Annotated in this window: 22 protein-coding genes; 18 read left to right on the forward strand and 4 right to left on the reverse strand. The window is 60.5% G+C overall.

Going from position 1 to position 22,892, the window contains the following annotated elements; genetic code table 11:
• Window positions 1-406: 406 nt before the first annotated feature.
• The 3 genes from RI101_08220 to RI101_08230 all read left to right on the forward strand — a co-directional run bounded on the left by RI101_08220 (window position 407) and on the right by RI101_08230 (window position 3,408).
• Window positions 407-943, forward strand: a complete 537-nt coding sequence (locus RI101_08220; protein ID MEC4890032.1) for an OsmC family protein — start codon at window positions 407-409, stop codon at window positions 941-943.
• Window positions 944-1,043: 100 nt separating this feature from the next.
• Window positions 1,044-1,373 (forward strand): YajD family HNH nuclease, encoded by a 330-nt coding sequence (locus tag RI101_08225; GenBank protein MEC4890033.1) that lies wholly within the window; start codon window positions 1,044-1,046, stop codon window positions 1,371-1,373.
• Between the two features lie 85 nt (window positions 1,374-1,458).
• On the forward strand, window positions 1,459-3,408 hold the full coding sequence (locus RI101_08230; GenBank protein MEC4890034.1) for a phage tail sheath subtilisin-like domain-containing protein: 1,950 nt from the start codon (window positions 1,459-1,461) through the stop codon (window positions 3,406-3,408).
• Window positions 3,409-3,496: 88 nt separating this feature from the next.
• Here RI101_08230 and RI101_08235 read toward each other — a convergent pair whose 3' ends face one another.
• Complete coding sequence (locus tag RI101_08235; protein ID MEC4890035.1) at window positions 3,497-4,159, reverse strand: fibronectin type III domain-containing protein; 663 nt, start codon at window positions 4,157-4,159, stop codon at window positions 3,497-3,499.
• Between the two features lie 676 nt (window positions 4,160-4,835).
• Between RI101_08235 and RI101_08240 the strand changes: the two genes are divergently transcribed.
• From RI101_08240 to RI101_08285, 10 genes are all read left to right on the forward strand, one after another.
• A complete protein-coding gene (locus RI101_08240) occupies window positions 4,836-5,021 on the forward strand; it encodes a hypothetical protein (protein ID MEC4890036.1) in 186 nt (61 codons plus the stop codon).
• A 211-nt stretch (window positions 5,022-5,232) separates the two neighbouring features.
• Complete coding sequence (locus RI101_08245; GenBank protein ID MEC4890037.1) at window positions 5,233-7,242, forward strand: hypothetical protein; 2,010 nt, start codon at window positions 5,233-5,235, stop codon at window positions 7,240-7,242.
• Window positions 7,243-7,524: 282 nt separating this feature from the next.
• Window positions 7,525-8,616 carry a redox-regulated ATPase YchF gene (gene ychF, locus RI101_08250; protein ID MEC4890038.1) on the forward strand — a complete coding sequence of 364 codons (1,092 nt, stop codon included), beginning with the start codon at window positions 7,525-7,527 and terminating at the stop codon, window positions 8,614-8,616.
• A 208-nt stretch (window positions 8,617-8,824) separates the two neighbouring features.
• Complete coding sequence (locus RI101_08255; protein ID MEC4890039.1) at window positions 8,825-9,709, forward strand: hypothetical protein; 885 nt, start codon at window positions 8,825-8,827, stop codon at window positions 9,707-9,709.
• A 104-nt stretch (window positions 9,710-9,813) separates the two neighbouring features.
• Window positions 9,814-10,044, forward strand: coding sequence for a VF530 family protein (locus RI101_08260; GenBank protein MEC4890040.1), 231 nt, complete (start codon window positions 9,814-9,816; stop codon window positions 10,042-10,044).
• A gap of 15 nt (window positions 10,045-10,059) precedes the next feature.
• Complete coding sequence (locus RI101_08265) at window positions 10,060-10,620, forward strand: YaeQ family protein (protein MEC4890041.1); 561 nt, start codon at window positions 10,060-10,062, stop codon at window positions 10,618-10,620.
• 11 nt (window positions 10,621-10,631) lie between these two features.
• The gene (locus RI101_08270) at window positions 10,632-11,027 is read left to right on the forward strand and encodes a translation initiation factor (GenBank protein MEC4890042.1); all 396 of its coding nucleotides are present in this window, start codon (window positions 10,632-10,634) and stop codon (window positions 11,025-11,027) included.
• A 30-nt stretch (window positions 11,028-11,057) separates the two neighbouring features.
• Window positions 11,058-12,023 (forward strand): dihydroneopterin aldolase, encoded by a 966-nt coding sequence (gene folB / locus RI101_08275; protein ID MEC4890043.1) that lies wholly within the window; start codon window positions 11,058-11,060, stop codon window positions 12,021-12,023.
• Complete coding sequence (locus tag RI101_08280) at window positions 12,020-12,868, forward strand: PHP domain-containing protein (GenBank protein MEC4890044.1); 849 nt, start codon at window positions 12,020-12,022, stop codon at window positions 12,866-12,868. The genes folB and RI101_08280 overlap by 4 nt, the downstream gene beginning before the upstream one ends.
• Window positions 12,869-12,945: 77 nt before the next feature.
• Window positions 12,946-14,349, forward strand: a complete 1,404-nt coding sequence (locus RI101_08285) for a serine/threonine-protein kinase (protein ID MEC4890045.1) — start codon at window positions 12,946-12,948, stop codon at window positions 14,347-14,349.
• Between the two features lie 252 nt (window positions 14,350-14,601).
• On the opposite strand, the gene RI101_08290 is transcribed toward RI101_08285, so the two are convergent.
• The 3 genes from RI101_08290 to RI101_08300 all read right to left on the reverse strand — a co-directional run bounded on the left by RI101_08290 (window position 14,602) and on the right by RI101_08300 (window position 16,927).
• Entirely contained in the window at window positions 14,602-15,243 is a 642-nt protein-coding gene (locus RI101_08290; GenBank protein MEC4890046.1) for a cysteine rich repeat-containing protein, read from the reverse strand.
• A 120-nt stretch (window positions 15,244-15,363) separates the two neighbouring features.
• Entirely contained in the window at window positions 15,364-16,377 is a 1,014-nt protein-coding gene (locus RI101_08295) for a hypothetical protein (protein MEC4890047.1), read from the reverse strand.
• Between the two features lie 136 nt (window positions 16,378-16,513).
• Window positions 16,514-16,927 carry a secondary thiamine-phosphate synthase enzyme YjbQ gene (locus RI101_08300; GenBank protein MEC4890048.1) on the reverse strand — a complete coding sequence of 138 codons (414 nt, stop codon included), beginning with the start codon at window positions 16,925-16,927 and terminating at the stop codon, window positions 16,514-16,516.
• 118 nt (window positions 16,928-17,045) lie between these two features.
• On the opposite strand from RI101_08300, the gene RI101_08305 reads away from it, so the two are divergent.
• The 5 genes from RI101_08305 (at window position 17,046) to RI101_08325 (ending at window position 22,881) form a co-directional block, all read left to right on the forward strand.
• Complete coding sequence (locus tag RI101_08305; GenBank protein ID MEC4890049.1) at window positions 17,046-18,797, forward strand: adenosylcobalamin-dependent ribonucleoside-diphosphate reductase; 1,752 nt, start codon at window positions 17,046-17,048, stop codon at window positions 18,795-18,797.
• 293 nt (window positions 18,798-19,090) lie between these two features.
• Window positions 19,091-19,882, forward strand: coding sequence for a hypothetical protein (locus tag RI101_08310; protein MEC4890050.1), 792 nt, complete (start codon window positions 19,091-19,093; stop codon window positions 19,880-19,882).
• Between the two features lie 122 nt (window positions 19,883-20,004).
• Entirely contained in the window at window positions 20,005-20,700 is a 696-nt protein-coding gene (locus RI101_08315) for an HAD family phosphatase (protein MEC4890051.1), read from the forward strand.
• A 16-nt stretch (window positions 20,701-20,716) separates the two neighbouring features.
• On the forward strand, window positions 20,717-21,580 hold the full coding sequence (gene hpnD, locus RI101_08320; protein ID MEC4890052.1) for a presqualene diphosphate synthase HpnD: 864 nt from the start codon (window positions 20,717-20,719) through the stop codon (window positions 21,578-21,580).
• Window positions 21,556-22,881 carry an FAD-dependent oxidoreductase gene (locus tag RI101_08325; protein ID MEC4890053.1) on the forward strand — a complete coding sequence of 442 codons (1,326 nt, stop codon included), beginning with the start codon at window positions 21,556-21,558 and terminating at the stop codon, window positions 22,879-22,881. Before hpnD ends, RI101_08325 begins: the two co-directional genes overlap by 25 nt.
• Window positions 22,882-22,892: the final 11 nt, after the last annotated feature.

Consider the following 22,892-nt stretch of genomic DNA (forward strand, 5'->3'; position numbering starts at 1 on the left):
AATATCAACTTGTTGCAGGAGTCTCTATCCAAGAATGGCAACGAGCCCTACACAACATATCCGCTCACTGCCTGACACACGTCCATCCCGCCACGCTCATGGGGCCATTCTGCAACAAATCCTCCCCTGCCTCTTGGCGATAGATCGAGAAGCCCAGCTGGCATGTCTATTGATGCGCCCTGTATCAAGAACCCTACACACTCTGGCACCCCACTCATGGCCACTCCTATCCATTGCGGTCAGCCGCGTACGTAGGCTCAACGCCTATGCTCAAACACAACACCCATCCCCTTACTACAGCTACTCAGCCTTTGAGCACTCGTGATAGACCCGTTCCTGGCTTTGCAGTAGACTCGCCGGCGAGCGCCACTACTGAACGTCACCCTGTACTCATTCGAGGTGCGCGATGAAGGCAAACGAACTCCGATCCCGTCAAGCCCCACTCAAAGAACGCTATCGTGAACGTCCGGAGACGGCCCTCCTGACGTTGAAAGCCGAGGGACGTCTCGGAGCGGAACTTTCCTGCACCGTTGCGACCGGGAACGCGCTGATTGAAGCGGGACTGCATCCCGCCACAGGCGGGAACGGGCTCATGGCCTGTTCCGGCAACATGCTGTTGGAGGCACTGACCGCCTGCGCCGGCGTGACCTTGGCCGCCGTCGCGACCGCCATCGGTATCGACATTCGGGAAGGAACGGTTCGGGCGGAAGGCAACTTGGATTTTCGAGGCACGCTCGGAATCTCCAAAGATACGCCGGTGGGGTTTCAACAGATCCGGCTGTGTTTCGATCTTTCGACAGATGCCACGGAGGAACAACTGGCGACACTGCTTCGCCTCACCGAACGATACTGCGTCGTCCTACAAACTCTCCGGCAACCTCCATGCATCAGCGTTTCGCATCACACGACCAAATCGAGCGCATCGATCGGACCTCCCCCTTGAAGCTCCCAGCAGAAAACCATTTCCCAGCTCATGGCAAGCATTCGTTCACGACTTGTTGTACAATCTCTTTGTACGAGTCTCCCTCCTCACCGAGGCGCGCATGGCACGGAACTATCACTCTCCGCGTGAGCAGACCCCTCGCGAGCGCGCGCTCGCACTCTTTCCATGGATCTGCGCACATTGCGGACGAGAATTCTCCGGCAAAAAGGTAAGCCAGCTCACGGTCCATCACAAGGACCACAACCACGGCAACAATCCGCCTGACGGAAGCAACTGGGAATTGCTCTGTCTCTACTGTCACGACAACGAGCATCAGCGATATCTGGTGGCCAACAGGTCCGGTGAGCCACCGCCGAACCGCACACAAGATCGGCCCTCGACCTTCACCCCCTTCGCTCGCTTCGCGGGCCTGCTCAACCGCAATACCTAGCCTCCTCAACGCGCCAGGCCCCGATGTGATGGATACGCCTCTGCCTTTGCGCTACACTTGGCCGACAAGTTCACCAGAGAACAACATGCCTGACTATCTCGCTCCCGGAATCTCTCTCGAAGAGACGTCGTTTCGCCCCAAACCGATCGAAGGCGTCAGTACGTCCACCACCGGATTTGTCGGCCCGACCCGGTACGGGCCCACCGACGCAGGGACGGAAATCCTGACAAGTCTCAGCGAGTTCGAACGGATCTATGGGGATGGCCGGCGCCTGACCTACCGCCGCACGGCGATGCCTAACTACATGTGGCATGCGGCCCGTGCCTTTTTCGCGGAAGGCGGCAAGCGGCTCGCGATCGCGCGTGTTTTCAAACCCCTTGCCGGAACATACCCGCCGGCTGAGTTCTCGAGGCCCGCACAATCGACCGCCGGCCTTTACGACGACGGACATGCACGGGCGTCCCTTCCCTCTGAAGGCGGTGAGCAGGCGCTCAGCCTTCGCGCACGATTCCCCGGCACGGCCGGCAATCTGCGGGTGCGGTTTACGATCCGTCTGGGCCCCAATATTCTCGGTGGCACAACCCAAGCTCCCACTATCGGTGCGTTATCAAACCATGATGTCGTCTGGATTGGCGCTGAACCCTCCCCGGTTGTGGCTCCACCGGGAGCGGCCTCGCTCTATCTGGCGGAATTCGATACGACGGAGGGAACCTGGCGGTTCAAATCCAGCACGACACCAACACCGGCGGATCTTCGTCTGCAACATGCCGATCCAAAGCTGTCGCTCGATCCCGCCCTAGGCATTCATGTGCGGGTGATGACCGTCACGGTAACCGTCCAACAAAACGACGGCATGCGATTGGTCTGGCAGGACCTCCCGCCCGATCCACACCATCAGCGAACCAGCGAGCCGGATTCGCTGAGCGCGCAGTTTGCCGACGAGCGGCGCCTTCGTGAGGATCCGCAGATCGTGCCTCTCATCATCACTCTCGGCAGCGGGATCACCGACGGCCTGGCGATAGTACAGGCCCTGATTGAGGCAAAGCCGGCTCTTGGCTCCGCTGTGAACTGTCCTCGGTCGAGTGACGCACAACGCTCGGTTACCGTCAAATTGACCGGGGGCAATGACGGCCGGCGCCCCACGGCGGATGAATACAGAGGGGCGCAGGATGCGGCATCGGATACGAACACCGGTCTCGTCGCCTTTGAAGCGGCCGAAGATCTCTCCATCATTGCCGCGCCCGGGTCCACGTTCGGCCTGGAGGACGGGTATCGAGCCGATGCTGAAGCCATTGCGAGCGCGCTCATCTCACAGGCTGAACGCATGCGGTACCGCATGGCGGTGCTCGATTGCGGCAATGCCCAGAGCCTTGCCCAGGTTCGGGCCATGAGAGCGAAATGGAACTCCGCCTACGCGGCTCTCTATTACCCGTGGGTGCGGGTACTCGATCCTCTCACGCACACTGAAATCTTGCTGCCACCCAGTGGATTTGTCGCGGGCATCTATGCCCGCACCGATAGCCAGCGCGGCGTGTGGAAGGCACCCGCGAATGAGGTGCTCACTCTCGCCATCGGATTCGAGCAGTCACTCGACAAAAGCCAGCAAGAAGTCCTCAATCCGGAAGGGATCAATTGTTTCCGCTTCTTCGAAGGGCGAGGATTCCGCTTATGGGGGGCACGCACCATGAGCTCCGACCCTGAATGGAGGTATGTCAATCTGCGCCGCTACGTCTCCTATCTCGAACGATCTATCGAAACAGGCACGCAGTGGGCCGTGTTCGAGCCCAATGACCTGCCATTGTGGAATGCCGTTCGCCGGACGATCGAAGGCTTTCTCTTCAACGAATGGAAGAATGGCGCCCTGCTCGGGGCGAAACCGGAAGAGGCCTACTTCGTGACCTGTGATCGTTCCACCATGACACAGAACGATCTTGATGCCGGGCGCCTCATCTGTCTTGTCGGAGTAGCGCCGTTGCGGCCAGCGGAGTTCCTCATCTTCCGGATCGGACAGTGGACAGCGAATCACCAGGGCTAAGGAAATAATCTGACGGCAAAGCCCCCCCTAGGAACTCCACCCTGCAGGCCCTCGGGCGTTCCTTCGGCTCAAGCCACGATGGTTCCGATCAATTAATGGTCTTGATCACCTCGGCGGACGGAAGGCTCTCAAGGCCATCGGTACTATACGCCCTCACGACAAAATAATATGTCGATCCGACGAGGAGGCTGTTGATCGATGAAGACGTGACGTTCCCCACATCAATGGGGGTTCCATAGGTTCCCGACGTGGTTCCTACATAGACCTTATATCCGGCCAAACCCGCGCTGGTGACAGGGTCCCAGGTGACCGATACCGACTTGGTGCTGCTCACGATGGTTGTCGTCGTCGTGGTGGTCGAACTCGTCGTCGAGCTCGTGGTCGAACTTGTGGTTGAGCTCGTGGTCGAGGTCGTGGGATCCGTCGTTGAAGTCGTCGTCGAAGTCGTTGACAGGGTCGTTGCAGGAAGCACCGACAACGTCACCGGAACCACCGTGCTGCCCCCTTTATCCAACTTAATCGTGACAGAGGCGGTATAGGTGCCGGCCGGCAACCCGCTGATCTTTGCAGCCATGGACACCTGCGCGGTGCTCGTAATAATCGCCGTCGCGGGGGAAACCGCAAGCCATGCCGCGTTGTCCGAGGCCGTCAACTTCGCTTGACGATAATTCCCCTTGGACACAGAGACTGACTGGACGGAGGGATCGGCGGCACCCTCAATGGCATAAAAGGTCACTGCCGTTGGACTCACGTTCACCGCCCAGGCATCAGAAGATGCCCAGATACCGCCGGCCAGAATTACACCAAGGCCCACACAGAGACGAAACGTAATCCCACGCCATCCAGCTTGGGAAACCCGATCATATTGGTGAATGTGACGCATACATACCTCGCGCATTGTGTAAGAAGTCATTCGCCGGACATTGCCCTGAAACACCGATTAGTTCTTCAGCACTGCGACTCGCATGTGCCCAATGAGCAATATCAATGCCGTCGGCACGACTCCGCGCAGATCACCAAGCGACCAGGATTTATAGATATTTTTGGAATACAACGGAGAATCAGAACGTCCCCCAGCCTGTCAGCCCTGTATGCCATTCCACTCAAAATCGACAGAACCGTACACACCTGAGAGACACGACCGTGCAATCGTGGCCTGAAATCGTAGGCCGTACCCTACAGACACCGTACGGTGGAACAGAGCAGACCCGCCTAGCCCTGAAGCAGACACATAATCATGACCCTGTGGCAGCGCACACCTCTCGAGGCCTGACTGTCGGCGGACCGCCTGCGCCTATCGCTGATCTTTCCCACCTTGACTCAGGCACTTCATCCGCTTACTTTTCCGCAGACGCATGTTTGGGCAAGAGACACGGTGGTCTCTCCTGTCACGCGATGTCCATCAGCAATACAAGGGAGCGCGAGTGATGCGATTTATCAAAGTGAAGGATGAAGAACGGGCCGGTGAAGTGGCGATCAATCTCGATCTCGTCCGGGAAGCGCACTTTGGCGGAGGACTGCTCCATCTCTACTTCGAGCGCAGCTCCACAGCACAGGATGACATGACGTTTACCGGCGACAACGCGCAGAAGATCTGGGCTGCGATGGGATAGCGCCGCGCCCCCATATAACGTGCCTGCTCCGGCTTCAACGCAGTCCGCCTTCTTGCCTGATGGCATTCGATGTGGCATAAGCACATCCTACTAATGAAAATGTGCTCAACTAAAATCCATTGTGGATTTTTTGGCAGACGCACACGAGGCCCACAGGACCAGATTCGCAATACTATTCTCCCACGCAACGAGCTCACTGAGAGAGGATTGCATGAAACTCATCGCCACCATGATATGCCTTCTCATCTTTACCGGCTGCGCATCCAGCCTGCCCTATTCCATTGCCATCGACGATCCGAACCCTGACGCGGGTGACGCCGGGCGAGCCCATTGCGTGCTTCGCCTCAACGAGGTCGTGAAACAGGTCGCCGGCACATACGCCTCATCCAACTGGACCGTTCGCACGCTACAAGATCGGTTCGAACATCGATTGCATGAAGCGACGCAAGCGTTGCAACAATGCACCGACGACAAGGGACGTTCCGTGCAGGCCACCCACTTCCCCCCCATCGAAGAGGTCGCGAAAAAATGGCTGACGGCCTATGCCGTGGACGCGACCGATCCGGACCAGGAACTGGACCGCTTTCGCGAGTACGTTCGCTCCGCCATACTCGTCCAGCAACTGGCCGAACGCCAACTCTTGCCGGACCAGGACCCTCGCAATACCTACCGTCTCGTCGAACAGTCCGCCATGCGTCAATCGCAGTGGTGCGGCACACTATCCATCCCGCTCACGGCCCACCCACAACAGAACCTGGCGGCGACAGGAGGGGATGCCTCCTGCCTCGCCGCGCAATCCCTCTATCACGTGGTCACTTCTCCCACAGACCTCTACGACCGGCTCCTGTCCGACATGACCCAGGCTGAGGCCGCGAGCACACCGCGGAACCAGCGTTATCTTGTTCTCGGCTATGAACTACCCTGGGATGAAGATCGAACCTTGGTTCGCTATGGAGTGACGTTCTATTTCCAGCACACTCTGACGGAGAGTGGCCAACCTTCCACCGGGACTGCCGCCAGGGCCCGCTTGATCGGCTATGACCTCGTCTATGCCAATGAGGCCGACCCCAAGCCATTGGTCGAGCCTGTCACAGCAGCGTCCCCCGAACGGTCCACGGAAAACCTCCTGCCCTGGCAAGACAACCCCTGGCGCATCACGGGATACCCCTTCTCACTCGTGATTGGGCTGAAGAATGCAGCCTTTGAGTTGGCCAAAATCCCCTTCAGCACCATCGCGGGGCTGGCCTTCGGACGGGACCGCGCAAACTATCCGCTGGAAAATCTCGAAACCGCCTATAACGCGCTCTATGTCGAAGCCACTACCCAAACCCGCGGAGGAGCCGAATGGGGGCTCTATCGCCTCCTCCTCGAGACCCCGCTGGTGGGACAGCTCTTCCAATACAATTTCAGCTTTGACCGGTCGGAAAAGGACGACATCGCGCAAGACACGTCCATTCGCCGCAAGCTGTTCCTGTCTCGCGGGATTTACGGGGGAAATAAATGGGGGCAGGACACAGGATTATGGGCGCTCTTTGCGAAACACAGCTACCCCACCTACGACGTCTATAGCCCTCCCTACCGCCATGGCACCGTCATCGATGTGGTCTGGTCGATGTTCAACCTCTCCCATGGCCCGGCCTATAGCGAAGTCCGGTATATCTTGGACCATGCAAGCCGTGAGGATCGTCTCTATCTCGCCGGTCATAGCGGCGGGGTACAGCGCAGCGCCGCCGCCTCGCAAATTCTCACACACCATAAGTACCGTGTCGTCAAAGCCGTCGGCATTGCCGGGCCAAGTATCGGACAGGCGCTGGTCGATCCACGGTATCCGGAGGCCTTCAAGGTCTACCTCAATACCGGGTCGGGCGCCAATCAAGATGTGGTATCGAAAGTCGGCGTGGTGGCGGGCGGCTTCTCAACGCTCCTCGACTACGCTGTCATCATGCCCCTGAAATACGCCGTGGGCAATCTCGTTCCCTGGAAACGCGACGACATCTATCAGGGCTTCGACCGGATCGGCTTTTCCAATGCCACTATCGTGGAGGTCGCCCGTAAACCATCGAGCCGCCACCAGACGCCGTTGCGCCTCTCGTTCACTGATCGCTTAGTCTTCGACGCCTATCTCCGTAACGAGTTTGCCACTGCCTTCCGGGAAGATTTGGAACGGCCGGATAGCCCGCATGACACAGAACGCGAGCACGCCGTGCCCTGGGAACGGTAAGAACCGGCCCGGCATGATCGGAAGAGAAGTTCGCAAAATCTGATTTAGACAATAGTCTCCGCCCCCTCACCTGCCTATCGAAGGAGGGGGGCCAAGCATTGGCCCTCTTCCCGCTCCATCCCCATCGGCTTAATCCCGTAAACCGACTCTTGAGGGATGGACCCGAGCCCCCCTGACAACGTAGAATAAGGAACTGCTTTTCCTGCCCCCTCTCAGCCTCCGCGAAGGCGCGTTGGAAACAGCACCTCTCAACCGGCCGTCTTACTAGATGAAGGGATCGTCATGAGTTTGAAATGCGGAATCGTCGGGCTGCCCAACGTGGGCAAATCTACCCTCTTCAATGCGCTCACCAAGTCGGGCATCGCAGCGGAGAATTATCCCTTTTGCACCATCGAGCCGAATGTCGGCATCGTGGAAGTGCCGGATGAACGGCTGAAGGCGCTCGCCGAGATCGTGAGTCCGCAGCGCATCCAATACGCCACGACCGAGTTCGTGGACATTGCCGGACTGGTCGCCGGGGCCTCGAAGGGCGAAGGTTTGGGCAATCAGTTTCTCGCCAACATTCGTGAGACCGACGGCATCGTGAACGTGGTGCGCTGTTTCGAGGACGACAACGTGATTCACGTCGCGGGCAAGGTCGATCCGCTCTCCGACATTGCCACCATCGTCACGGAGCTGGCGCTGGCGGACCTGACGACCGTGGAAAAGGCGCAGGAGAAAAACATCAAGCTCGTGCGCGCCGGCAATAAAGACGCCGCGAAGCTGGGCGAACTGCTGGATCAGGTGGCCGCCTGTTTAAACCAGGGCAAACCGGCCCGCACCATGAAGCTGGATGCGGCGCAGCTGGCTCTTTTGAAGCCGCTCTGCCTGCTCACCCTCAAGCCCGTGATGTACGTTGCCAACGTGTCGGAAAAAGGGTTCACGAATAATCCCCTCTTAACCCGTGTGGAAGAATTTGCCAAACAAGAAGGCGCGCCGGTCGTGGCCATTTGCGCCGCGCTGGAATCAGAAATCTCGGTGCTGTCGGATGAAGAAAAGAAGGAATTCCTGGCCGACACCGGCATGACCGAACCGGGGCTGAACCGCCTGATTCGCGCCGCCTACGAACTGCTCGGTCTGCAAACCTACTTTACGGCGGGTGTGAAAGAAGTCCGCGCCTGGACCATTCACGTCGGGGACACGGCCCCACAGGCCGCCGGCGTCATTCACGGCGACTTTGAAAAGGGCTTCATCCGAGCGGAAGTGATCAGCTACGACGACTTCATCGCCTGCAAGGGCGAAGCAGGCGCGAAAGAAAAGGGCAAGATGCGGCTGGAAGGCAAGGAATACGTCGTCCAAAACGGCGATGTCATGCACTTCCGGTTCAACGTCTAGTCCAATGCGGAAACAGTCTCTACTGGCTCCTGCCCTGCATCCCGCCATCCTTCCATCCCCGAAGCGACCGGTCACTGTAGCACGGGATACGACGGGGCCCATCACGACGGTCGCTCCGCTCCTTAGGATAGGTCTGCTCCTGCTCCTATCTGTATTCTCAGTCCCCACACAGGGGATCGCAAATCCACCGAACCGGGATCTGCCGGTGATGCGCGATCTTGATTTGCATCACATTCGCCTCGTGGTCAAGTCGGCACCAGAGATGACGGACCGATTTCGTGAACGGGTGACAAACCTTTTCCTAACAGCTGGCCTTTCTCTGTATTCTCCAGCTCAGACTTATACCGCACCCACTGCGCTGCTGAAGCTCACGCTCTATCCCGCACCGCTCGGCGACATCTGCCCAACAAAGGTCTTATATACCCCCTCCATAGTCCTCATCGAACCGGTACTCGTGCCGAGAAACAGCGAAGTGATGCAGGACATCACCTGGTCTGCTGAAACCTCTCCTCAAGCACGACCGCCGTTGACGATTGAAGAACTTGAACAGGATCTGGACTGGCTCATTTGGCGGTTTATTAAAGCTTACCAACTGGCAAATTCCGCGCGACCCCAACAGAAAGTCGAATCCGAACAGGCGAACTCGATGAATCCACACGGTGATGATGGGCCTTCGCCTTTGACACCTGATACCCGCACCGGCGTTAGCATGCACGGCCTTTCTCTCGACAGGGTGCAGTTGTCGGTCGTAGCGGGGCGATTGACCCCCCCGCTTGCAACCAAAGCGCTTCGTCAATTCAGAGCCGCGGGCCTTTCCATATCTCTCGAACCTCAAGGACAAGATACGGCGAGTCTGTCGCTTGAAATGACCCAGCGGGCCATCAGCGAGCACTGCCCGGGTAAGGTTTTCTATAAAGCAGGACTCTTTCTCGTCGAGCAAGTCACGCTTATCCGCAACCAACGGATCCGCATCTGGAGCGACACCTGGGCCCGGGAACATATCCAGATCGCCCCGCCAGTGTCTTTGCAGCAATTCGAGTCCGACCAAGAATCTTTGCTGGGAGAATTCATTCGGGCATTTCAGGCAAACTAGGATAGGTCAAGCACCCAGCACAGAGGACGTACGTACCACAGTTGGCACATCTTGCAGGAAACAACCGTACCGAGTACTCTGCTGTAAGAAAGCCCATCGCGCGTATGAACCAACCAATACCACCGCCCCATCCACGCGATCCGCTGCACGGAATCACGCTGGAGACCATCGTCACGCAACTGGTCGAACGACACGGCTGGGAGGTGTTGGGGAAACGCCTCCCCGTCCGCTGTTTCCTGCATAACCCCAGTATCAAATCCAGCCTCACCTTTTTGCGCAAAACGCCCTGGGCGCGGGAGCGGGTGGAAGGCATGTACATCGCGGAACTGCCGTGACGGAACACTGATACGATGGCATTGAACGCGACCATTTACAAAGCGTCCCTGCAAATCTCCGATATGGACCGCCAATACTACGGCGATCATGCGGTCACGCTCGCGCGCCATCCGTCAGAAACTGACGAGCGCATGATGATGCGGCTGCTGGCCTTTGCATTACACGCCCACGAACACTTGTCCTTCGGCCGGGGCATCGGCGTCGAAGACGAACCGGCGCTCTGGCAAAAGGATCTCACCGGCGCCATCGACCTCTGGATCGAGGTGGGCCAGCCGGAGGAGAAATTGCTCCGCCAGGCCTGCGGCCGTGCTAAGCAGGTCGTGGTGTATGCCTACGGCGGCCGAGGGGCTGATCTGTGGTGGGAGAAGAACCGAGGCACCCTGGAGCGATTGCACAATCTCACGGTGGTCAATCTTCCGTCAGACGGGAGCCGCGCCTTGGCAGAGCTCGCGCAACCCAGCATGCAGCTGCCCTGCACCATTCAAGAAGGACAGATGTGGGTGGGAGAAGGCTCCCATAGCGCACATATCGAATGGACGATCCTGAAAGCCGCCTCGACTCCGTTCAAGTCCTGATCAGAGATGACATGACCAAGAGAACCCGCATTCCCACAGATGGCGAACCCACGGCCTGGGCAAGCCCATTCGCGGCACTCAAGAACGTGACGCTCCCGCCGGACCGCGCGAACCAACCGACGGCCATCCAATCAGCCCTAGTACCCACCGCGCCAATGAAGAACCGTGGACGGGTAGACATCATCCGCTCCACCGCCCATCGCGGGGGCAAAACGGTCACGGTGGTCACGGGTTTTGTCGGAATTGGACAGGCCGAAAAAGAACAGCTCGCGAAAGAGATGCAGAAGGCCTGCGGCGCAGGCGGCACGGTGAAAGAAGGACGGATCGAAATTCAGGGCGATCAGCGCGAGAGTGTAGCCCGCATCCTCACCGCAGCAGGCTTTCGCCCGGTGTTCGCCGGCGGATGAGCGGCGCACGCACCTTGCTTGACACCTTGAATGCCGATCCTCACAATGCCCCGCATGCCGGAACAGATCATTATCGAACGATTGGAATTCCGCGGACGTTGCGGCGTCACGCCTGAGGAGCGGGCCAAAGCGCAGCCATTGGCCGTCGATCTGAAGCTGGACTGCCGGATCGGACCGGCAGGGCATTCCGACGATCTGGCGCACACGATCGACTATGCCGCCGTTGCCCGGCGCATCGTGGACATCGGCACCGCACAAGAGGCCTGCCTGCTGGAGACCATGGCCGAGCGGTTCCTCTCCACGCTCTTCACAGAATTCCCTATCGAGGGCGCCACGCTGTGGTTACGAAAACTGCATCCTCCCATTAGCCAAGTCACCACTTCCGTTGGCATTTCCCTGACTCGCACCAGACTCCAGCACCACCCGGAACAGAGCGGCTCGGCACCGGCCCCGTTTCTCCTGCAGCAAACGCATCGCCTGCCGAAAGGCCTCGTGCTGGATGTCGCGGCCGGCAGCGGACGGCATGCGCTCTGGCTCGCGGCTCAGGGTTTTCATGTCGATGCCGTGGATCGTGACAGCGCCGCGCTGGCTCAGCTTGCACAATCGGCAGCGGCGCACCGCCTGCCGGCCATTACGACTCGAACCGTGGATCTCGAACAGCCGGCCCCGTTCGATCCGGCCTTCGGCCGAGAACGGTACGATGCCATCGCCGTCTTCTTCTATCTCCACCGCCCGCTCTTTCCATTGCTTATCGAGGCCCTGAAGCCGGGCGGCGTCCTCATCTATGAAACCTTCACAATCGACAACCATCTCCGGCACGGCCATCCGCGCAGGCGTGAGTTCTGCCTGGCCCAGAACGAACTGCTCTCGCTGGCATCGCCGCTTCACATCAGGCACTACGACGAAGGGGCCCACGACGGCGTGCAGGGTTCCGGCGCGACCTATACCGCGCAATTGGTGGCCCAGAAGCCCCAGCGATTGGCGCTGCCTGCATGAGCCGCATCGACCTCCATCTCCACACAACCCATTCGGACGGCAGCCTGCCTCCGGCCGAGGTCGTGCGGCTGGCCCACGAGGCCGGCGTGACAGCACTGGCCATCACCGACCACGACATCACCACCGGCCTTCCGGAGGCCATCACAGCCGGACAGGCGCTCGGCATCGAGATCATCCCGGGCATTGAAATCAGTTCGCGCTATGGAGAATCGGAATTGCACGTGCTCGGCTACTTTCTCGATTGGCAGGACCCGCAACTGAATGCGCGCCTTGCCACCCTGCGAGACAGCCGTCACCGCCGCAACCCGCAGATCATCGAACGGCTGCAATCCCTCGGAATCGACATCACCTACGACGAGGTGCGCGCCGTCGCCGGAAGCGATTCGGTCGGCCGGCCGCACATCGCCCGGGTGCTCATGGACAAAAAGGTCGTCACCTCGGCCAAAGAAGCTTTTGACCGCTTCCTCGCCAACGGCAAGCCCGCCTATGTCCCGCGAGACCTGCCGGAACCCGCCGACGCCATCCAATGGATCAAGGCGGCACAAGGGCTGGCCGTCCTGGCTCATCCGACCTGGGTCAAAACTACGGAAGGCACATTAACCGATCTCGTTCGGCAGCTCAAAGCCGACGGACTGGATGGCGTGGAAGTTCACTACAGCACCCATACCCCCCGTCAGACCCGCGAATACCTGAGCCTGGCCAAGCAGATTGACCTGCTCGTGACCGGCGGCAGCGATTTTCACGGCATCACCAAACCGGACATCGAGGTCGGAATCGGCAAGGGCACGCTGCACGTCCCCGACCACCTGCTCACAAAACTCAAAGATGCCACGGCTCGCCTCTAGCCTTCTGCATGTTTCCCGCTATTCATTGACTCCCTCCGCCACTCCGTTAGACTTCGGACAATTGCCCCTGACAACCCATGATGTCGAACGCGTCCGGCTGGCTCATTCAATTTGCCATGGTCTCGCTGGTGGCCCTGTTTGCCGGGCCGCTGCTGAGCAAGCTCCCTCTCGCGCACACATTTCCGCTGACGCTCTTTGGACTGACGGGACCGCAGACAATCCGCCTCATCGTGGAAGCGACCGGCCTGCTGACCCTCTGGCTCCTCGCATTTCACGCCTTCCGGACCATGCCGGAGAATGGGCGAGGATTTTCATTTACCCGGCGCGTGATTCTGCCGCTGATCACCATCGCGGTAATCATTCTCGCGGATAAGACCCTCCGAGTCGCCGGACAGCCGCTGATCGACCGAATCGGCCCCCACCGCTATTACACAGGCTACACGGCAACCCTGCTTGCCGTCACTCTTTGGTTGAGTGCCACCTGGTTGCTGAACCTTGAGACGCTGCATCGGTGTTTTTCCCATCCCACGCCATCCAAGGGCCGGAACAAATCAAAACCCGCATTCGGCGAACACGCGCAGGCCGATGACGGAGCAGACACTCCCGATTCCTTTCCCTCGGCCTCCAACACAGCCAGCGACACCGGTGCTCCACCAGCGACGCTTGGACGATACAAGGTGCTCAAGGAACTGGGCCGCGGCGCCATGGGAGTGGTCTACCTTGGGAAAGACCCGACCATTCAGCGATTCGTGGCAATCAAAACCATGCGCCTGGATGAAACCGACGATGCGGAGAAACAGCAGGAGGTCACGCTGCGGTTTTTCCGCGAGGCTGAATCGACCGGCCGCCTCTCCCATCCCAATATCGTCACCATTTACGATGCCGGGGAAGAAGCGAATCTCGGCTACATTGCGATGGAAATGCTCCAAGGCAACACGCTCAAAGACTGGTCGCGCAAACCGAACCTGTTGCCGCTCGACAAACTCATTCCCATTCTGGCCACAGTCGCCGAGGCGCTGGATTACGCACATCAACAAGGGGTCGTGCACCGCGACATTAAACCGGCCAACATCATGGTCACCAAAGACCAGATCGTGAAGGTCATGGATTTCGGCATTGCCAAGATGGCCTCCTCATCGAAGACTCAAGCCGATGTGGTGCTGGGCACCCCGACCTACATGTCGCCCGAGCAGATCGCGGGCAAGAAAGTGGATGGCCGATCCGATATTTTTTCGCTGGGAGTGGTGCTCTATGAGCTCTTGAGCGGCAAGCCTCCATTCACCGCCGACAACCTCTCCGCCCTGCTCTTTGCCATCGCCCATCATCCCTATCCATCCATACACACGATCAGGCCAGACCTGCCTCCGGCTATGCTGGAAGTCTTGAACTGCGCCCTGCAGAAAGATCCGGCGCTTCGGTTTCGGCGGGCCGGAGAGTTTTCCCAGGCCATTCGGGCCTGCCTCCAGGGACTTGCCGCTTAGACCGAAGCACCCATGGCCTTTGACCTCTTCCATGCCGCCCAATCGGATATCGGCCGGAAGCGGCGGCAGAACGGTCTCCGCGCCGGAATCTGGTCACTCACGCCGTCTGGGTCGATCGGTAGGTGGAGGTAACGCTCGGCGAAACTCCGCTGTAACCAGGCGACCGGTTCCTGCTGTGCTCAGACGGCTTGACCACCGGCATTTCGAATCATAGGCGCTGGACAAAGGAAATAGCGTGGAGGGAACGTCCGGCTAGTTTCGATAAGTGAGGGAGCCTTTGGGAAGCGTCCTATAGCACGACTCAGAGACATCCTGGGCATGACGCTGCAGACATTGCAGAACCCGTCCTTCTCCCGGCTGTATCTCACGGCACAACCGCTGCACATCCTCGACACAAGCCTGGGCATGGCCTGAGCGTTCTTTCCACCGCACCAGTCGCGGCTGAAGAATCTGCTGACACATCAGCGGGAACTGTGTCATGCGGCGTTCCATGCATTGCCGTCGTTCTTCTTCCGGCAGAGACTGGGGGCACACTTGCTCCACTTCCACATCGCATTTCATCTCGACGATTTGCCTGGCCCGAGGATCCAGCGGTACCGACGGCATCCCCAGATCCGTTCCCGCCTTCGGCCCTTCGGCCCCATTCACCACCACCACAGGCGAGGGAGTCGCACTCGCCTTGTCATCCGCTGGAGGCACGCCGGGAATCGTCAGGTCCAACACGGGCGAAGGAGGGGCGGTCTCCGCCGCCTGCGGCGGCACTTTCGACGCCCGCAGCTCCTCCAACGTCGGCAAACTCGCCCACACCACAGTCCACACCACTGCCAGGACGGCAAGAGACACGACCATCGTGAGGACTCGGCTGGAATACGGCTGTGGTTGCGGCGAAGCCATGATGTGCGTCCAGCATAGGGCAGTCTGTGGAGAAAATCACGGAAAGCTGGAATTTCCCGCAACACCGGCGCTCAGGCCTGGCACAATCCCTTGCAGAACGGAGGCGGCAGAAAAGACGCGCTAATTGTCGGGGGCTTCGATAATGTGGTTCTCGAACCGCGTGCACCCTTCCGCCAGCAGCCGATTCGTCAGCATTTCTCCCGGCCACTCGATCGGCAGATCGGCGGTAAAGACCCATACATCCGGAGACGTCCAGACCGGGCCGTGTTCTTCCGGCAGCTCCGGATCGAACAAATCCGTCCAGACCGGCATATACACGCCATTGCCGCATTGTGTGTGCAGATGCACGATCGTGCGCGACCGTACGAGCGGATCGAGGTCGCGCCAGACTGCGGCGGTTTCGTCGGCCAGGCGGTGAATCCGCACGGCATTCTGGGCATCGAAGGTCGCGTACGCGGCATAGACCGGCGCCTCGATCGTATCGGGAGCCAGCGCCAATTCCGGACATTGCTCGACCAGGCCTTCGAGAATCGCGCGGCGATGACGATCTTCCCATGCCTCCGGCAGGCCGGGATCCGGCGCCCCGATGATTTCAAACAGCAAAAATGCCGTATTCTCAACCGGCGGATACAGCCGCGCCGCCACCGATTGCGTCCGCTGCGAATCGGCCACATTGGTCAAATGGTCCTGCAACGCCTGCAAATCCAGCAGCTCCAGCGTCGAATCCGTCAACAGGCGGGACTCCACTCGCACCACCGTCCCGGCCGGCAGCCGAAGATGGCGATGCAGCAGCTCCGCCGTGGCGATGGGATCGATCTTGAGATTGAGCGGGGCCGTCAGATTCGCTTGCAACGGAAGCGCCAAGGCCGCCATCGTCGCATAGGCGGGCTTGTCGTCATCGGGCCCATCCAGCATGAGCGTGCAGCTGGCCTCCGCCAGCAGATCGAACAGCCACTCCGCCATGTCCTCGTCCAGCGCCGCCAGCACCGTCAAGAGCTCGGCTTCCCGGCCTTGCTCAAGAAACGCCTGAAGCGTATCGATGGCCGCCTCGGTATCGCCATGGTCGTGACGCCGGGCGTTGATCAGATGAATGAGATCGCGTGTGAGGGGATCGGGCCGAGACCAGGCTAACATCAAGCTCTCCTAAATAATGCATACGGCGGGAACGCGTCGACCGTGTTCACAATCCATGTTGCCAAACTTTCCCCACCGGAGCAAGGACGAAGGGTATTCCGGTTGCACAAACGCCCGCCTGCTATTCGACGCGGCCTCATTCGCCGATCACTTTCACCAGCACGCGCTTGCGGCGGCGGCCGTCGAACTCGCCATAGAAGATCTGTTCCCATGGCCCGAGATCCAGCGTCCCACCGGTGATCGCCACCACCACTTCCCGGCCCATGATCTGCCGCTTCAGATGCGCATCGCCGTTATCTTCACCCGTGTCGTTGTGGCGGTAGACCGCCTCCTGCGGCGCCAGGCGTTCGAGAAAGTCATCGTAATCCCGCAAGAGACCCTGTTCATCGTCGTTGATATATACACTCGCTGTAATATGCATCGCGTTCACGAGCACCAGCCCCTCTTGCACCCCGCTCTTCTTGACCGCCGCCTCAACCTGCGGCGTCACATTGAGATAGGCGCGGCGCGTCTTCGTCTCAAACCAGAGTTCTTCGCGATAGGATTTCATCGGCCCCGTCCGTGTGTCGAACAGGCATTCTGCCGAACGGATCCTCAGAGATTCAAGTGGCCCCACAAAATGCCGGCAAGAGGCTGTTGCAATCCTGCGAAGGGATTATAATAGTTCTATGCGGGCAGCCCTTCCACGACGGTCTCCACGGCAGCTGTCAGAGAATGCCCTGACCGTCTTGCGCCAGCGCTACCTGGCGCGCAACAGCCGCGGCACGTTGTGCGAATCCCCCACCGGGCTCTTCTGGCGAGTGGCCGAGGATATTGCCCGGGCCGAGCAGAACTACCCGCGCACCGCCCGCGTCCCGCATCTCGCCAGGCAATTCTTCGATCTCATGCACCGTCTCGACTTTCTGCCCAACTCCCCCACCCTGATGAATGCCGGACGCCCCCTGCAACAACTCTCCGCCTGCTTTGTCCTGCCGATCGACGACTCACTGGAATCGATTTTCGATACCGTGAAATACCAGGCCCTCATCCATCAATCGGGAGGCGGCACCGGCTTCTCCTTCAGCCGGCTTCGTCCCAAGGCCGACCGGGTCGCCACCACCAACGGGGTGGCCTCGGGACCGGTGTCCTTCATGCGGGTCTTCAACCTGGCAACCGACGTCATCAAGCAAGGCGGAACGAGACGCGGCGCCAACATGGGCATCCTCCGAGTCGATCACCCGGATATCCTCGACTTCATCGCGCTCAAACAGAACCCATCGGAGATGACCAATTTCAACCTCTCAGTGGGTCTGACCGACCGTTTTATGCGCGCCGTGCAGCGCCGCCAAGACTATGCGCTGATCAATCCACGCACCGGCCGGTCTGTCCGTCGGCTTCCGGCCGAACAGGTCTTCGACCGTCTCGTCGAGGCCGCGTGGCAATCGGGAGAACCGGGCGTCGTCTTTCTCGACACCATGAATCGCGCCAATCCGACTCCGCAACTCGGCGCGATCGAAGCCACCAATCCCTGCGGGGAACAGCCGCTGCTGCCCTATGAATCCTGCACGCTGGGCTCGATCAATGTCGCCCGGTTCGTGTCTCACGCCAAGGGACGCGCCGCCATCGACTTCAACCGCCTGCGGACCGTCATTCCAACCGCCGTGCGCTTCCTCGACAACGTGCTCGACCGTTCCCGGTTTCCCTTGGACGCCATCGCCAGCCACACCCAGCTGACTCGCAAGATCGGGCTTGGGATCATGGGTTTTGCCGACTTGCTGATTCACCTTGGCATTCCCTACGACACAGACGAGGCCCTGGCCGTCGCCGATCGGCTCATGGGATTCATTCAACTCGAGGCGCACCGGGCCTCCGCGCAATTGGGACGGGAGCGGGGCCTCTTCCCCGCCTTCACAGAAAGCCGGTTGCACGCCAGTGGAGACCGCCGGCGCAATGCCACCGTGACAACCATCGCCCCGACCGGCACCATCAGCATCATCGCGGACTGCTCGGCCGGCATTGAGCCTCTGTATGGCATCAGCATCGTGCGCCGCGTCTTGGAGGGGCTCACCCTCACCAGCCTCCATCCTGAATTCATGCGAGCGGCCGCCCGTCACGGACTGCCGCTCGCCACACTCCAGGCCGACATCAGCCGGACGGAATCCATCCGGCACCTCACCGCCATCCCAGAGCCGCTCAGATCCCTCTTCGTCACCGCGCATGACATCCCCCCCTCACACCATGTGCGGATGCAAGCCGTCTTCCAGCGCTACAGTGACAGTGGCGTGTCAAAAACCATCAACCTCCCCATGCAGGCGACGCCCGAAGATGTGGCCGAAGCCTTTCGCCTCGCCCATCAGCTCGGATGCAAGGGGCTCACCGTCTTCCGTTCCGGCAGCCGAAGTCATCAGGTGCTCTCCTGCTCTCACGTGCAAGCCTGTTAGCAGGCAGTCCAGAAAGACCGCCAGCGGCGTTCTCGCGGCGCTCAGAGGCTCCACGTACGCTCATCAGTACGCGTCGCCTCTTTGCTTGCTGCGGCCTTGCTGGACGGCCTTTCTAAACAGCCTGCGACCAATTATGAGGAAAGCTGTGCCTGTCCAAGCCTCGCCTCCGGTTCATACCGTCCCTGAACAGGCCGTGCAGAAATTGCGCACAAAATTGACTCCACCCCCCCTTGGTGATAAGTAGTTTCACAGAGTTTGCAAGAAGATCGACGCTCGCCATAGGGAGGTGCCTGATGTTCGCTGTCGCTGCCGGCCCGTCATACACGGGTAGTCCGCTCTCCAATCTGTTCTTTGCCATTCAACCGGAGCCGGATCTGGAATTCACGGAAGAAGAATTGGAGCAGACGACCGAAACACGCTCATCGTCCCCGAAGAAGTCCCCTAAAAAGTCCGGCGGACGTCCCCTGCTCTGGATCGTGCTCCTCGCCCTTGTCGGCGGCGGTGCCTATGTAGCCATGGAACCGGAAATGGTCCTGGACTGGGTGAACCAGTTGCTCGGGGAAACCGCCGTTCAGGAGCCACAGCCGACCGCCGCCGCGAAACCGGCAGCCCCCATGTCGGCTCCGGCCGCACCGGGAGCCGCTGCCCCGGCGCCCGTCGCCGCGCCGCCTCAAGCCGCACCGACCCAAGCCGCACCGCCAACGGCAGCCCCCCAAGCAGCGACATCTCCGGCTCCAGCACCGGCCCCAACCGCCGTGGCACCGGCTGTTCCGACCACGCCCCCTGCGCCGTCGGCGGCACCCAAAGGTCCGATCGCCGCGCCGCCGCCTGCCGTCGCCGTCCCTGCTCCGATGTTTGGCGAAGGACAACGGGTGACGGTGGTCCTCGATCCAGCCACGGCGGGCGACACCCTCACGTTTTCACAAGACGCGGCAGGAACCAAGCCAGGATTTACAGTTCGTCCCGGAACCCTCCTCACGATTCTTGACGGGGATCTCCAGCCAACCGGCTGGGTCTACTCCGTCCGCAGCGACGACGGCGCGAAAGGGTGGGTGGCTGAAAAGCGTTTGCGCCTCAAACCCTAGCGTCAATACGAATCTGGTTTCACACCGGCGGGCGGCGATACAACCTTGTGTCGCCGCCCGCTGTGCTATAATGCGCCCCCGTTAATCTCATAGACGTTGAACCCATGGCATCGAGACCACACATGAATACCTTGCGCGCCATCATTTTCGACTTCGACGGGGTCATCGCCGACACCGAACCCCTCCATTATGCCGGGCTCAGCCGGACGCTCAAGGACATCGGCATCACGCTCACCGAGCCTGATTACTACACTAATTATCTGGGCTTCGACGACCGCGGCTGTTTTCTCGCGGCACTCCAGGCCAATGGACGTCCGGTCACGCCGGAAATCGTCCGCGATCTGATGCAAAAAAAAGCCGCCGCCTATCTCGACTCGATCAACGATCATCTGGTGATTTTCCCCGGCGTGCGCGAGTTCGTCCGCGCCGCTGCGGCCCGCTATCCGCTGGCCATCGCCTCCGGCGCGCTGCGCCCGGAGATCGAATTGATCCTCGAACAAGCCGGCATCCGAAACGCCTTCCTGCACATTACCAGCGCAGAGGATGTCAGCCGAGGCAAACCCGATCCGCAACCGTTTCATTATGCGCTGGCAGGCCTGTCGCAACAGCGCCCTGCGCTGGCGTTGCAAGCCGGCTCCTGCCTCGTGATCGAAGACTCGCTTCCGGGCATCCGCGCGGCAAAATCGGCCGGCATGAGAGTGCTGGCCGTCGCCAACACCCATACCGCCCAGGACCTGCATGAAGCCCACGCCATCGCCCACAGCCTCGCCGAGATCCAGCTCGCCGAGCTCGAAACCCGCCTATGGCCGCCGGTATAAGGACAGAGACTCCATCATGATGACCGCCGATGAAGCCCAAGCCTATTGCACCGCGCTCACGAAACAGAGCGGCAGCAACTTCTACTACTCCTTCCTGTTCCTGCCCAAGGCCAGGCGCCAGGCCATGTACACGGTCTATGCCTTCTGCAAAGCCGTCGATAGCGCCGTGGACGAACCGCCGCCGGGGAGCCAGCCCCAGGAAGAGCTCGCCCGCTGGCGCGCAGAACTGGACGCCGCGTATCACGGCACGCCGACCTGGCCGATCACGATCAGCCTGGCCCGCCATGTCAAAGCGCTGGGCATTCCCAAGGTCTACTTCGAGGAGCTGATCAAGGGCGTGGAAATGGACCTGCAGAACAACCGCTATCTCACCTTCGACGAGCTGTCGCTGTACTGCTACCGCGTCGCCTCCATCGTCGGCTTGATTTGCCTCCACATCTTCGGCGCCACCTCGCCCCGCGCGCAAGACTATGCGGTGGCGCTGGGCATGGCGTTTCAATTGACCAATATCTTGCGCGACGTCGGGACCGACGCCGAGCAGAATCGCATCTACCTGCCGCTGGAAGATCTGAAAGCCTGCCAGCACTCGGAAAAAGCGCTGCGGCGCCGGACCTACTCGCCGGAATTCACGCGGCTGATGGAATTCGAAGCGGCCCGCGCGCACCAGTATTACGACAAAGCCCGCGCCGCCTATAGCGGGCTCTCCAAACAGGAACGGCGCGCGCTCACCGTGGCCGAAATCATGCGCGGTGTGTACGCCCGGATTCTCAAGAAGCTCGAAGACAGCGGCTTTCAGGTGTTTGGCCCCCGTATCCGTCTCTCGACCGGCCACCGGCTGGCCATCGCCGCAGGCATATGGGTGCGCGCTCGATTCTCGTGACCACACCGCACACAGAGTCCGTGATCATTCTCGGCCGCACCTTGCCGGGCTTGATCGCCGCCGCCGATTTAGCCCGGCAAGGCTATCCGGTCACCCTCGTCGAACATCCACGCTGGACCTCGGACTCGCCCTCCCCCGCCTATCTGCTCGGCTGCCATCGGCGGACATGGGCACTCCTCCACTCGCTTCACCCCCAGGGATCGGCATACCGTGATCACGCGCTCCCGCTGGAATTCCGGCTCCCTGACGGGCGCATCGTCTCATATCGGTCCACCTCCTTGCCGGGATCGCTCCATTGGATCGCCGGCCTCGTCCGGTTTCGTGGCTTATCCTGGCAGGATCGCTGGCAGTTGCTCTCCTATCTGGAACGGGTCTGGGAACAGGAGGCGGCCGTCCCGACCTCGCTGGAACAACGCACCGCCGCCGCCTGGCTGACCGCCATCGGGCAAAGCCAAGCCGCATGTGACGCCGTGTGGGATCCGCTCGTGCGATTCCTCACCGGCAACCGGCTGGCCACGCTTTCCGCCGCCACATTCGCTCAGGCCGTCGCACAACCATTCCTCAGCGAATCCAGCGCCACACAGCTCACGCTGCTCGAAGGCTCCCTCGACGACCGGATCATGGCACCACTCGCAGCCGCCCTGGCGCACAGCGGCGTCACCGTCCTGCCGCAGCGGGACCTGCCCTATCTTCACTTCGAGCGCAACGCCATCGCTCATGTGCGGCTGTGCGACGGCACCGCCCTGCAAGCCACGTGGTACCTCTCCGCGCTCCCTCACCGCCACCTGCTGGCGCTCCTTCCCGATCGGCTGCTCACCCGCTATGCCTACTTTTCACAGGTCGGCGAACTCCGAAACCGCCACGAATTGACGGTGGAGATCCGAGGGCCGCGGCACGAGCGGGCCCCCCGGCTCCTGCTGCTCTCCGGAACCTCATTCGAACGGCTCACCGTCACTGCGGCGGAATCGGAATCCTCCACCTTCAGATTGACGCTGACCGTTGATGACACCAGCGCCCCGCCAACAGACGAAGTCCTGTTTGGGCTCGCCAGGAAAGATCTGCGCAGCATCATGCCGGCCATCCCAGACACAGCCCTTTTCCCCATCTCCGTCCAGCGAAGGGACCAGGCCATGCTCTCACTCACACCGGGCACCGCGTTGTCGCGGCCGATTCAGCGCAGCCCTATGCATAATCTGCTGGTCGCCGGAGGATGGACGGACACCGGCTGGCCGGATCACATCGAAAGCGCCGTCGTCAGCGCGCACCGCTGCGCCGAGATCATTACCGGGGCGGTCGGTTGACCGGCATCCGT

The sequence above is a fragment of the Nitrospira sp. genome (genome assembly GCA_035968315.1).
Lineage (GTDB): Bacteria > Nitrospirota > Nitrospiria > Nitrospirales > Nitrospiraceae > Nitrospira_D.